14 protein-coding genes and 4 tRNA genes are annotated in these 12,048 nt (G+C 63.0%); 2 read left to right on the top strand and 16 right to left on the bottom strand.

Annotation, left to right across the window (positions count from 1 at the left end; translation table 11 throughout):
- Nucleotides 1–76: 76 nt before the first annotated feature.
- From R4P70_RS14340 to R4P70_RS14285, 12 genes are all read right to left on the bottom strand, one after another.
- The gene (locus tag R4P70_RS14340) at nt 77–769 is read right to left on the bottom strand and encodes a hypothetical protein (protein ID WP_042453090.1); all 693 of its coding nucleotides are present in this window, start codon (nt 767–769) and stop codon (nt 77–79) included.
- A 151-nt stretch (nt 770–920) separates the two neighbouring features.
- A complete protein-coding gene (gene rplA, locus R4P70_RS14335; RefSeq protein WP_003941982.1) occupies nt 921–1,640 on the bottom strand; it encodes a 50S ribosomal protein L1 in 720 nt (239 codons plus the stop codon).
- A 109-nt stretch (nt 1,641–1,749) separates the two neighbouring features.
- A complete protein-coding gene (gene rplK / locus R4P70_RS14330) occupies nt 1,750–2,184 on the bottom strand; it encodes a 50S ribosomal protein L11 (RefSeq protein WP_003941896.1) in 435 nt (144 codons plus the stop codon).
- Between the two features lie 66 nt (nt 2,185–2,250).
- Nucleotides 2,251–3,087: a transcription termination/antitermination protein NusG gene (gene nusG / locus R4P70_RS14325; protein ID WP_003942049.1), complete on the bottom strand. Its 837-nt coding sequence runs from the start codon at nt 3,085–3,087 to the stop codon at nt 2,251–2,253.
- Nucleotides 3,088–3,171: 84 nt separating this feature from the next.
- Nucleotides 3,172–3,675 (bottom strand): preprotein translocase subunit SecE, encoded by a 504-nt coding sequence (secE, locus tag R4P70_RS14320; RefSeq protein WP_283569178.1) that lies wholly within the window; start codon nt 3,673–3,675, stop codon nt 3,172–3,174.
- Between the two features lie 31 nt (nt 3,676–3,706).
- A tRNA-Trp gene (locus tag R4P70_RS14315) sits at nt 3,707–3,779 on the bottom strand.
- A 173-nt stretch (nt 3,780–3,952) separates the two neighbouring features.
- The gene (gene hadB / locus R4P70_RS14310; RefSeq protein ID WP_003941909.1) at nt 3,953–4,378 is read right to left on the bottom strand and encodes a (3R)-hydroxyacyl-ACP dehydratase subunit HadB; all 426 of its coding nucleotides are present in this window, start codon (nt 4,376–4,378) and stop codon (nt 3,953–3,955) included.
- A complete protein-coding gene (gene hadA / locus R4P70_RS14305) occupies nt 4,365–4,919 on the bottom strand; it encodes a (3R)-hydroxyacyl-ACP dehydratase subunit HadA (RefSeq protein ID WP_019744315.1) in 555 nt (184 codons plus the stop codon). The genes hadB and hadA overlap by 14 nt, the downstream gene beginning before the upstream one ends.
- Nucleotides 4,920–5,005: 86 nt before the next feature.
- The gene (gene rpmG, locus R4P70_RS14300) at nt 5,006–5,173 is read right to left on the bottom strand and encodes a 50S ribosomal protein L33 (protein ID WP_003941903.1); all 168 of its coding nucleotides are present in this window, start codon (nt 5,171–5,173) and stop codon (nt 5,006–5,008) included.
- A gap of 61 nt (nt 5,174–5,234) precedes the next feature.
- Nucleotides 5,235–5,307, bottom strand: a tRNA-Met gene (locus R4P70_RS14295).
- Nucleotides 5,308–5,352: 45 nt separating this feature from the next.
- A tRNA-Thr gene (locus R4P70_RS14290) sits at nt 5,353–5,425 on the bottom strand.
- A 341-nt stretch (nt 5,426–5,766) separates the two neighbouring features.
- Nucleotides 5,767–5,849, bottom strand: a tRNA-Tyr gene (locus tag R4P70_RS14285).
- A 224-nt stretch (nt 5,850–6,073) separates the two neighbouring features.
- Here R4P70_RS14285 and R4P70_RS14280 point away from each other — a divergent pair.
- Nucleotides 6,074–6,565, top strand: a complete 492-nt coding sequence (locus R4P70_RS14280) for a YajQ family cyclic di-GMP-binding protein (protein WP_003941854.1) — start codon at nt 6,074–6,076, stop codon at nt 6,563–6,565.
- A gap of 71 nt (nt 6,566–6,636) precedes the next feature.
- Here R4P70_RS14280 and htpX read toward each other — a convergent pair whose 3' ends face one another.
- Both htpX and R4P70_RS14270 read right to left on the bottom strand, forming a co-directional pair.
- Nucleotides 6,637–7,500: a zinc metalloprotease HtpX gene (gene htpX, locus R4P70_RS14275; protein WP_007728460.1), complete on the bottom strand. Its 864-nt coding sequence runs from the start codon at nt 7,498–7,500 to the stop codon at nt 6,637–6,639.
- A gap of 153 nt (nt 7,501–7,653) precedes the next feature.
- Nucleotides 7,654–8,703: a polyprenyl synthetase family protein gene (locus R4P70_RS14270; RefSeq protein ID WP_037129929.1), complete on the bottom strand. Its 1,050-nt coding sequence runs from the start codon at nt 8,701–8,703 to the stop codon at nt 7,654–7,656.
- 104 nt (nt 8,704–8,807) lie between these two features.
- Here R4P70_RS14270 and R4P70_RS14265 point away from each other — a divergent pair, with 104 nt between their 5' ends.
- Nucleotides 8,808–10,070, top strand: a complete 1,263-nt coding sequence (locus tag R4P70_RS14265) for a geranylgeranyl reductase family protein (protein WP_411742471.1) — start codon at nt 8,808–8,810, stop codon at nt 10,068–10,070.
- Nucleotides 10,071–10,125: 55 nt separating this feature from the next.
- Here the strand turns inward: R4P70_RS14265 and R4P70_RS14260 are convergent, their stop codons facing one another.
- Nucleotides 10,126–10,824 (bottom strand): demethylmenaquinone methyltransferase, encoded by a 699-nt coding sequence (locus tag R4P70_RS14260; protein WP_003941879.1) that lies wholly within the window; start codon nt 10,822–10,824, stop codon nt 10,126–10,128.
- Between the two features lie 37 nt (nt 10,825–10,861).
- Entirely contained in the window at nt 10,862–12,007 is a 1,146-nt protein-coding gene (locus tag R4P70_RS14255; protein WP_197523597.1) for a glycosyltransferase family 4 protein, read from the bottom strand.
- Nucleotides 12,008–12,048: the final 41 nt, after the last annotated feature.

Below are 12,048 nucleotides of genomic sequence, written 5' to 3'. Positions count from 1 at the left end.
GCACTGAACTCCGCCTCGAAGACTACCTGACTGCTCGCTGCACAACCAAATCGGGTTCGTCACGCACCCGATTCCTTCAAGCACCGATAGCCCTGGCGATCTTGTGTTCGATTGCTGCCCGAGCTCGGTCCGGCAACACCAGCAATCCATCGAGTTCCTTGTGCGCCTTCCGGTACGCACTCTGACGTTCCTGTGGCGTCGCGCCCTCGTCCATGGCCAGTCGCAGCAGACGTTGCGCCCTTACCAGGCGTTCTTGTTCGTCGAGGGTGAATCCGCTCCGTCGGCGGCGCTTCGCCTCAGCTTCCGCGATTTCGAAGGCGATCGAGTAAGCGTGCACCGCCTCGCGGTACTCGGTTTGTGCCTGCTGGTTGCCGATCATCGTCTCCGGATTGCCTGGGCGAAGCAGATCGGCACGATATTTGGCTCGATGAAAATCGGCCGTCAAAGGCTCGCGCATGTCCGTCATCATCGGGGTGTCGAGCAGTGTGACCGGATCGAGCTCGTACGAGAACCATCGGGCGTCGACCGCATCGTGCTGCTCGATTGCCTTGGCCAGCTCTCGGCGCTGTGTTTCTTCGTCGGCGTGATGTTGTGCGTTGGCTTGCGCGATGGCCACCTTGGTCTGCTGCTTGAGCCGGAAGCGCTCTTGCCGGCGCTCGATCCGCCTTTCGTTGGCAACCGCGACACCTTTCAGCGCCCCACCGATGGTGCCGCCGAAAACGAAGATCAGCCACCAAAAGTTTCCGAGGAACTGGAACGCTTCGTGCATACCCCGATGATGCCACCGTTAGATCGATACCACCGTTGGACCGATACCACCGTTGGACCGATACCACCGGCAGGGATCACCCTCTCCCGAAACGACAAGAAGGCCGGCAGGGAGTGATCCCTGCCGGCCTTCTTGTTCGTATGCGGACTGCTTACGCGTCTGCAGCATCCTCGAGGAGGTTGCGAGTACGGTTCGGATCCACCGGGATGCCCGGACCGGTGGTGGTCGAGACCGTGATCTTCTTCACGTAGCGACCCTTGGCCGACGAGGGCTTCGCACGCAGGATCTCGTCCAGGGCTGCGCCGTAGTTCTCCACCAGCTTCTCATCGTCGAACGATGCCTTGCCGATGACGAAGTGCAGGTTGGCCTGCTTGTCGACGCGGAAGTTGATCTTTCCGCCCTTGATGTCGTTGACAGCCTTGGTGACATCCGCCGTGACGGTGCCCGTCTTCGGGTTCGGCATCAGGCCACGCGGTCCGAGGACACGGGCGATGCGGCCGACCTTGGCCATCTGATCAGGAGTCGCGATTGCGGCGTCGAAATCGACCCATCCACCCTGGATGCGCTCGATCAGGTCTTCTGCACCGACTACGTCAGCGCCTGCAGCCTCGGCTTCTGCTGCCTTCTCGCCAACAGCGAACACGATGACGCGAGCGGTCTTACCGGTGCCGTGGGGCAGGTTGACCGTTCCGCGGACCATCTGGTCAGCCTTACGGGGGTCGACGCCCAGACGAACTGCAACCTCAACGGTTGCATCCATCTTGGTGGACGACGTCTCCTTGGCGAGCTTTGCAGCCTGAAGCGGGCTGTAGAGCTTGTCTGCGTCGATCTTCTCAGCGGCGGCGAGGTACGCCTTGCTGCGCTTTGCCATTTGTTCTGTCCTTACTTGTCACTGCAGCGAATTACCTGTGCAGTGGTGAATGGTTCAGTTGTGGTCGGGGCCTGGCCGGCCCTCCCACGTAATGCTGTGGAGCGGACTATCAGCCCTGGACCGTGATGCCCATGGAACGAGCGGTGCCGGCGATGATCTTCGCGGCCTGCTCGATGTCATTGGCATTGAGGTCTTCAGCCTTGGTCTTCGCGATTTCGCGCACCTGATCCATGGTCACCGAAGCAACCTTGGTCTTGTGCGGTTCGCCGGAGCCCTTGGCGACGCCGGCTGCCTTGAGGAGCAGCTTGGCGGCGGGAGGGGTCTTCAGCTTGAAATCGAAGGTCCGGTCTTCGTAGACCGAGATCTCGACCGGCACAACGTTGCCGCGCTGGGACTCAGTCGCCGCGTTGTAGGCCTTGCAGAACTCCATGATGTTCACGCCGTGCTGACCGAGCGCGGGACCCACGGGAGGTGCAGGGTTAGCCTGACCTGCCTGGATCTGCAGCTTGATGAGCCCGGCGAGCTTCTTCTTCTTTGGGGGCATCTCTAGTTCCTAGTTTCTAGCTTGGGTGTGTGTCTTGCGTCGAACAAATTGCAAGTTTTGGGGTGGTCAGATCTTCGCGACCTGGTTGAAGTTGAGCTCAACCGGGGTTTCACGACCGAAGATCGACACGAGAACCTTGAGCTTCTGCTGCTCGCCGTTGACCTCGCTGATGCTGGCCGGAAGGGTTGCGAACGGGCCGTCCATGACGGTGACCGACTCGCCGACCTCGAAGTCGACCTCGATGAGGGGCTTGCCGAAGGACTCGGACGGTGCCTCGCCTGCTGCGACGGCGGCCGCTGCAGCCTGCTGCTTCTTCTGCTCCTGCTGCGGGAGCAGGAACTTGACGACCTCGTTGAGGGTCAGCGGCGAGGGACGCGACGTGGCACCGACAAAACCGGTGACACCAGGCGTGTTGCGCACGGCGCCCCACGACTCGTCGTTGAGCTCCATGCGAACGAGGATGTATCCGGGCAGAACCTTGCGGTTGACCTGCTTGCGCTGGCCGTTCTTGATCTCGGTGACCTCTTCGGTGGGAACTTCCACCTGGAAGATGTAGTCGCCGACATCGAGGTTCTGAACGCGAGTCTCGAGGTTGGTCTTGACCTTGTTCTCGTAACCGGCGTACGAGTGGATGACGTACCAGTCACCCGGGGCGCGGCGCAGCGCAGCCTTGAGTTCGGCAACGGGATCCTCGACCTCGAGCTCGGCGGCGGGAGCGGCCTCGTCGGAGTTCTCGGCATCGTCGGAGATGACGTCCTCGGTCGCTGCAGCGTCTGCATCAGTGCCTTCGGCAACGTCTGCATCGGTGCCTTCGGCAACCACGACGTCTACTTCGGCTGCCGCCTCGGCAGAAACACGCTCTTCGGCCAAAGCCTCATTCGTGTCGTTCTCGGGGGTGCTCACTGGGGCACTCGCTTCCTCTCGTTACTCGGACCCGGGTCGGGTCTTGTCGCGCTCGCAGGCAAAGACGCCCGACTGCTACGGCGATCAGCCGAACAGCCAGGTGACACCCTTGATCACAGCGATATCGACGCCGCTGATGAAAGCGACCATGAAGACCACGAACGTCAGCACGACGCTGGTGTAGGTGATCATCTGCTTGCGGTTCGGCCAGATGACCTTACGGAGTTCTGCGATGACCTCGCGGAAGAATTTGCGCAGGCGCTTGAAGATGTTGTCCTTCTTCGCCTTGGGCTTCTTGCCGGGGTTCGTTGCAGTCGGCTTGGCCGAAGATGTCCGGGATGCCGTCCGGGCCGGAGTCTTCACGGTGGACGCGCTGACCGAGGCGCCGCGTGCAGCGCGCTTGCCGGTCGGCTTGTTGGAAACCCCACTGGATGCGGAGGGAGCCTTCTCGGCACCGTGCTTGTCCAACGAAAGATCGGAACGCGTAGTCGCGTCAGCTGCAGTGTCGTCGACACCGGTCGAATCGGCAGACAGTGAAGTCTCCGCATCCGAAGTGTCGGCGTCGCGCTTGGCGCGCTCCTCGCTCACGTCGTTCCTCTCAGTCGCTGGCATCCGGGGGCAGGGGCGACAGGACTTGAACCTGCAACCTGCGGTTTTGGAGACCGCTGCTCTGCCAGTTGAGCTACGCCCCTTTGGTTGACCTCGACAGGTAGACCCTGCCTGAATCAACCGTTCTGCGATCACACAACATACGCGCTACCCGAGGTGAATGTCTTGCAACATTCAGGGCAGCGCGCAGCGCTGAGGAATCCCAGAAATCTCAGTGTACTTCAAAGCCCCGGAACAAACACAATCCGCCCTGCGATCAGGCTAGACGGACCGTGGCAGTGGCACGACCGAAGATCTTCTTACCTTCGGACTTGGCCACAATTGCCAGTACTGCGGTCTTGCTTTCTTCGTCGATCGACTTCACCTTGGCGGTGAACTCGATCTCGGCAGCCTTGTCGGCTGCCACGATCACCGGGCTCGTGAACCGTACGTTGTACTCGGTCACTGCGCCCGGATCTCCCAGCCATTCAGTGACGTAGCCGGCACCGATGCCCATGGAGAGCATGCCGTGCGCGACGACGTCCGGCAAGCCGGCAAGTCGTGCGACCTCGTCACTGAAGTGAATCGGATTGGGATCTCCCGAAACACCTGCGTAGTTGGCGAGGTTTCCACGCGTCAGGGTGACGGACTTCTCGGGGAGAAGTTCGCCGACACTCACGTCGGAAAATTTACGAAGCGACATGCATCATCACGTCCTTGACTGCGTGGGCGATGTTCTCGTCCACTTCCCCACCCGTTCGAGCAACAAGCGTCGTCCACGTGGTGACGACTGCTTCGTCGTTCTGATCGGTGATGATGTTCTTGGTCACGATGATGTCGCTACCTGCGGCCTGCCTGAACGAATCCAGGAAGACGTCGCAGAAGAGTCGGTCACCGACCTGCATGGGCTTGTGCAGCACCAAGCGCTGATCGGTCTGAAGAATCTGACTCAGGTCGTAGCCTGTGACGATCTCTTCGAACAGACGTCGCTGAGCGATGGCACCCACGATGGCGACGAACGTGATGGGAGCGATCAGGCCGTCGTATCCGAGGCCCTTGGCTGCCGACTCGTCGTAGTGCGCGGGATGGGCGTCCTGGACGGCGCGAGCGAACTCGCGCACCTTCTCGCGTCCGACCTCGTAGAAGTCTTCGACACGATAGTGGTGACCGACCATCTGGACGGCATGAGCGGCCGGGTCCGTAGGGACCTCGGCCGCTGCCTGGTTCTCTTGCAAATCTGTCACGCGGTGAGACTCTCTTCTAGCTAGGACCCGAAGACGCAGGCCCAGAGAGGGTCTTCCGCGAAAATCGTCGTCCTGTTAAGGACTTACTACTTCGACTCGCGATGCGACTGGTGGGTTCCGCAGTTGGGGCAGAACTTCTTGAGCTCCAGGCGATCGGGGTCGTTGCGCCGATTCTTCTTGGTGATGTAGTTGCGGTGCTTGCATACCTCGCAGGCCAAGGTGATCTTGGGCCGAACGTCGGTCGAGGAGGCCACGGGATGCCTTCTTTCGGGTGTATCTGATTACGAGCAATCAGGGTGGATCATGCATATTGTGTAGCGGTGACCGGACTTGAACCGGCGACGCAACGATTATGAGTCGTTTGCTCTACCAACTGAGCTACACCGCCTCGGTGTCGAGTGTCGCGCGGAAAGCACGGCACCACAATCCAGCGAGCCCCCTAACGGAATCGAACCGTTGACCTTTTCCTTACCATGGAAACGCTCTACCGACTGAGCTAAGGGGGCGTGGCTCAGGAGCGCGTTGCCGCTCTCTTGAAGCCTCCGAAAGATTACACACGAACGAGCGCCAGCACCAAATCCGCTGGTCATCGGGGCAAAAATGGTGCCGGAGCCCATTGTTGCACCGATCGGGGCCGCTGGCGAGGGCTTTGCGGGAACCAGTCTCGACCCTGCACTCCCCCTGAAACCATCCCCCGGTGCCCATCCCGAGGCCCCTGAGCCCCCGACACCCCCGACACCCCTGAGCCGAAGCCGGCGCCTGCGTCGCCAACGCGCGCTCGACCTCGGTACACGCACAAAAAAAGTCAGCCCCGACTCTCGCGAAGAGAATCGGGGCTGACTTGGTGTGGCAGATGTAGGATTCGAACCTACGTAGGCATAAGCCGACGGATTTACAGTCCGCTCCCATTGGCCGCTCGGGCAATCTGCCGTGCTTGCACCAGGCTTCGATCCGGCGCATTCGCAAGTATATCGCGACGTGCGGCGGCCGAAAACGGCTTCCTCGGTGCGGTGAGAAGAATACAACGAACACACCCCCATTTTGCAAACCGGGTGGTAACGGGCGGTGCCGACCCGATAACGTCGAGGTGTCCACCGGTATGGAAGGTGGGCGGAACTCGATGTTCGTGAACTACCGGAAAGCGGGAGTGTGAAGTGGCTGATTCGTCCTTCGACGTGGTGAGCAAGGTTGACCGTCAAGAGGTGGACAACGCCCTGCATCAGGCTGCCAAGGAGTTGACCACGCGTTTCGACTTCCGAAACACGGGAGCGTCGATCGAGTGGTCTGGTGAAGAGACGATCACGTTGAACGCCGACACCGAGGAGCGACTGCTGGCCGCCCTCGACGTGTTCAAGGAGAAGTTGATCCGTCGTGACATCTCGCTGAAGGCATTCGATGCCGGCGAGCCGGCGCAGTCCGGAAAGATCTACAAGCTGTCCGGAACCTTGGTCCAGGGCATCAGCAGCGAGAACGCGAAGAAGATCACCAAGAAGATTCGCGACGAGGGCCCCAAGGGCGTCAAGGCGCAGATCCAGGGTGAGGAACTTCGTGTGAGCAGCAAGAAGCGCGACGACCTCCAGGGCGTCATCTCCCTGCTCAAGGGTGAGGACTTCGGGATCGCCCTGCAGTTCGTGAACTACCGGTAGTAGGGGCTGTGCCCCTGTGCGCCTTTTTGGTAGTTCCGACGACCAGAAAGGCTCACAGGGGCCGAAGGCCCCTACATCCCCGCCATCTTCTCCAAACGCTCGATCCGGTCCGCCATGGGCGGATGCGTCGAGAACAGCTTGCTGACCTTGTCGCCCGCTCTGAAGGGGTTGGCGATCATCAGGTGGGACTGCGCCGCGAGCTTGGGCTCAGGCGGCAACGGCGCGGCTGCGACGCCCGACTCGAGCTTGCGCAGCGCCGACGCCAACGCCAGCGGGTCACCGGTGAGCTCGGCTCCTGATTGATCCGCCTGGTACTCGCGAGAGCGCGAGACGGCCAGCTTGACCACGGTTGCCGCGATCGGTCCCAGTAGGGAGACGAGCAGCAGCGCGATCGGATTGCTTCCCTGCCCGTTCCCTCGGCCGCCGAAGATGCTCGCGTACATCGCGAAGTTGGCCAGGCCAGAGATGACGCTGGCCATCGCGCCGGCCACGGACGAGATCAAAATGTCCCGGTTGTAGACGTGGGAGAGTTCGTGCCCGAGCACGGCACGCAGTTCGCGTTCGTTCAGGATCTGCATGATGCCGCTGGTCACGCACACCGCGGCATGCCGAGGGCTACGACCGGTGGCAAACGCGTTCGGGGCGTTCGTGGGGCTGACGTACAGCCTGGGCATCGGTTGGTGCGCCGTCGTGGCGAGTTCGCGCACGATCCGGTAGATCGCCGGTGCCTCGACCTCGGTGATGGGCTGGGCGCGCATCGATCGAAGCGCCAGCTTGTCGCTGTTGAAGTACACGTAGGCATTCATGCCGACGGCAAACAGAACGGATCCCCACAGAAGGAACGGGCTGTTGAACAGCGAGCCGATGAAGACGATCAGCGCCGACATCCCCACCAACAAGCCGAATGTCTTCGCACCGTTCGCGTAGCCGTGCAAACCGCTCACCTCTTGCCTCGCTGGAGCCGAAGGCTCACCCGAACTCCCCGGTGTATGCACCGGTTCTGTTCAGTCAACGAAGGACAGGGGCATCAGGGTTCCCACCCAGTGACTGTCGGGGTTTCCACCCGGTAGCCCCGATTCGCCGAGGTGTCAGCCGACTCGTTCGATCGTGTAATCGACGAGACGCACGAGCGCTTCGTTGGCCGGTCCCTGCGGGAGCTCAGCCAACTGAGCTTTCGCCGCGACGGCATACTCGCCCAGCTTTGCCTTCGCCTTGACCATGCCCGGCGAACGCTCGAGCAGTTCGAGGGCCTCTTCTACCAGGGCATCTTCGGTAACCGGGCCCGCGAGCAGCTCCCGCAGGCGATCTGCGTCGGCCCCTTCTTCGCGGAACGCGTACAGGACGGGCAGGGTGTGGACACCCTCGCGCAGGTCGGTGCCGGGCGTCTTGCCGGACTGCGCCGATACGGACGAGATGTCGATGATGTCGTCGGAGATCTGGAACGCGGTGCCGACGGCGTCACCCAGGCGCTCGAGGCGCTCGATGTGAGCTGCGTCGGCGCCGGAGAAGGTGCCGCCGAAGCGTCCCGAAGCAGCGATCAGCGAACCGGTCTTCTCCCACACGACCTTGAGGTAGTGCTCGACCGGATCCTGCTCCTTCTTGACACCGATCGTCTCGCGCATCTGGCCGGTGACCAGTTCGGCGAATGTTTCGGCGATGATCCGAACGGCCTCGGGTCCGAGCGTCGACACCAGTCGTGATGCGTGCGCGAACAGATAGTCGCCGGCCAGGATCGCCACACTGTTTCCCCAGCGGGCGTTGGCGCTGGGTGCTCCGCGCCGCATGGACGCCTCGTCCATGACGTCGTCGTGATAGAGCGTCGCCAGGTGAACGAGTTCGGTGACAGTCGCTGCGGTGATGATCGACGGATCGTTCGGCACCGGTCCGAGTTGCGCGGTCAGGATCGTGAACAACGGACGGAAGCGCTTTCCACCAGCTCGCGCGAGATGCAGCGCGGCCTCGGTGAGGAAGTCTTCTCCGTCGGACAGCTCGCTGACCAACAACTCCTCGACATCGGAGAGTCCACCACGCACTACTGCGGCGAGCTGTTCGTCGCCCAGGTCGATGCCTGCAACGACGGTGCTCGATGCGGTTGCGTCGGCAGCAGTCTTTTCGGTGCTCACGATGTCAGTACCCATTCCTGTCGTCAGTGACGGCTCGGTTCCCACGGTAGTGAACCTAGCGGTTCGCACTCGGGACGGCCTCGCCACGGTGGCGATCGCGAGCCTGGGAAGATGTGAGTGTGTCCGTAGAAGAGCAGTCCCCCGTCGTCGATACGCTTCCGACCGAAACCGACATTGTGGTCATCGGCGCAGGTCCCGCGGGTTCTTCGGCCGCGGCATGGGCCGCCCGCAGCGGCCGAGACGTCGTGCTGGTGGACGCTGCCGTGTTCCCGCGAGACAAGACTTGTGGTGATGGACTCACTCCGCGCGCCGTGGCCGAACTGGATCTCCTCGGCCTCGGCGAGTGGGTTCGGTCACACACGACGAACAAGGGACTACGGTTGTCCGGCTTCGGACAAGAACTCGAACTCGAGTGGCCAGGGACGTCGTTCCCGCCGATCGGCAGTGCGATCCCCCGCACCGAACTCGACGACGCCATTCGCCGGTGCGCCGTCGAATCGGGCGCGGTCATGGTCGAGGGCACCAAGGCCGTCGACGTCGAACTCGACGGTGATCGAGTAGCCGCCGTCGTACTCGCCGGCCCCTCGGGACGAAGCACCCTTCGTTGTCGGACGCTGATCATCGCCGACGGCGTTCGCTCGACGCTCGGCAAGAAGCTGGGACGGCAGTGGCACCGGGACACCGCGTACGGCGTCGCGGCACGCACGTATGTCGCGACGCCGCGCAGCGCCGACCCGTGGATCACCTCGCATCTGGAACTGCGGGACACCGAGGGCACGTTGCAGGCGGGGTACGGCTGGATCTTCCCGCTCGGCACCGGCGAGGTGAACATCGGCGTCGGGACACTGGCGACGTCCAAGCGCCCGGCTCCAGGTGCCCTGCGACCCTTGCTCGACCTCTACACCGATCAGCGCCGAAGCGAGTGGCAGTGGAGCAGCGAAATACATTCCGTCGCTTCGGCTTTGCTACCCATGGGTGGAGCAGTTTCCAACATCGCCGGACGCAACTGGGCCGTGATCGGCGACGCCGCAGCGTGCGTGAACCCGCTCAACGGTGAGGGCATCGACTACGGCCTCGAAGGCGGACGTCTGGTGGTCGAACAGCTCGGCGCCGACGATCTGACGGAGCTGTGGCCGACCGTGCTTCGGGAGCATTACGGGCAGGCGTTCTCGGTCGCGCGCCGGCTCGCAGGCCTGCTGACGGTTCCGCAGTTCCTGCCCGCCTCGGGCCCGATTGCGATGCGCTCACGGGCACTGATGACGGTCGCCGTTCGGGTGATGGGGAACCTCGTCACCGACGCCGACGTCGATCTGACGGCGAAGGCATGGCGTGCGTCGGGGGCCGCGTCGAGAAAGATCGACTCCCGACCGCTGTTCGGTTGAGCAAGTGCTGTGCGCCTTTATTAACCGCCGGGGGTTGATAAAGGCGCACAGCAGTTCAGGCAGTGGCGTAATGCAGCGCCACGATGCCGCCGGTGAGGTTGCGCCACTTGACGTTCTTCCAGCCGGCAGCCTCGATCTTGCGGGCCAACTCTTCCTGGGTCGGCCAGGCGCGGATCGATTCGGCGAGGTAGACGTAGGCGTCGGGGTTGCTGCTGACGGTGCGTGCGACCTGCGGGAGCGCCTTCATCAGGTACTCCATGTAGACCGTGCGGAAGGGCCCGAAGACGGGCGTCGAGAACTCGCTGACGACGAGACGTCCGCCCGGCTTGGTGACGCGGGCGATCTCACGCAGTCCGGCTTCGAAGTCGGAGACGTTGCGCAGGCCGAAGGAAATCGTCGCGGCGTCGAACACGTTGTCGGCATAGGGCAGGTACATCGCGTCACCGGCGACCATCGGAACTTTGCGCGAGATTCCGGCCTTGAGCATGCCCTTGGAGAAGTCGGTGGCGACGCACCAGGCACCGGAGCGCCCCAGTTCGACGGTCGAGACTCCGGTTCCGGCGGCGAGGTCGAGTACCTTCTCGCCCGGCTTGAGGTCGAGGGCTTCGCGGGTGGCCTTGCGCCAACCCTTGTCCTGGCCGAAGGACAGCACGGTGTTGGTGAGGTCGTATCGCTCCGCGACGTCGTCGAACATCGACGCGACTTCGTGCGGTTGCTTCTCGAGAGTTGCTCGGGTTCCGTGTGTAGTGGCCACACCCGAAACGCTACCAACCCTCGGGCAGCGAGGGCGTTCAGGCTGCTCTGGCACCCGTTCGCCGCCCGAGGCCCTGCACGTCCTCGTAGTGACGGAGCAACTCTTCGCAGATTGCCGGCCAGGTCCGGTGCAGCACCGAGCGCCTCGCCGCGGAGCCGAACTGCACCCGCAGATCACGCTGACGAAGTGCGTCGACGGCGCTTGGCAGGAGTTCGGTGAACCGGTCCGTCGGCAGGAGGTAGCCGTTGCGGCAATGCGAGATCAGGTCACGCGGTCCGCCGGCGTCCGGTCCGACGACAGGCACACCACTCGCGAGGGCTTCCTGAACCGCCTGGCAGAAGGTCTCGTGCTCGCCGGGGTGAACGAATACGTCCAGGCTCGCATAGGCGTCGGCCAGCGCGGTACCGCCGAGTTGTCCGGTGAAGATCGCGTCCGGCATCAGTCGTCGTAGGTTCTCGCGGTCCGGGCCGTCTCCGACGACGACGATCTGCACACTGGGATCGCCGGCCAGGGCCGCCAATCGTTCGACGTGCTTTTCGGGCGCGAGGCGACCGACGAAGCCGACCACCAACCGGTCGCTGTCGCCGATCCAGGACTGCCGCAACACCGAGCTACGACGCGAAGGCGCGAATCGTTGTGCGTCGACGCCGCGGGCCCATCGGTGCACGCGCGGAATGCCGTGCTCTTCGAGGGCGTCGACTGCCGACGTGGAGGGCGCGAGTGTCCTGTTGCAGCTCTTGTGGATTCGACGGGTCCACGCCCATGCGGCGCGGCTGGTGACGCCGAGACCGTAGCTTTCGGCAAATCCGGCGACGTCGGTCTGGTAGACCGCGACGGTCGGGATCCCGAGCCGCTTGGCGACGGCCACTCCCCCGGCGCCGAGCAGGAACGGTGACGCCAGATGGACGACGTCGGGCGCGAAGGTCCGCACGGCCGTGGTCAATCGTGGTTGCGGCAGGCCGACGGGAAGTGAACTGACTTTGGGCACCATGACGGCTGGCACCCGAACCACCTGAACGCCTTCGTGTTCGGTGGCGGCAGAGGTGTCGGATCCGACGGTGTCCGGCGCAATGACCATGGCGTCGTGGCCAGTGCGATCGAGGTGTTCGAGCACGCGTAGTACCGAGTTGGTGACGCCGTTCATGTTGGGCAGGAATGACTCCGCAACGATGGCTACTCTCACACCGAGAACGGTGACAGGGCCAGGAAAAGTCCACGTCATGT

The sequence above is a fragment of the Rhodococcus sp. IEGM 1241 genome, from assembly GCF_033142365.1.
Classification (GTDB): domain Bacteria; phylum Actinomycetota; class Actinomycetes; order Mycobacteriales; family Mycobacteriaceae; genus Rhodococcus_F; species Rhodococcus_F erythropolis.
This window is presented reverse-complemented; position numbering and strand designations above follow the sequence as displayed.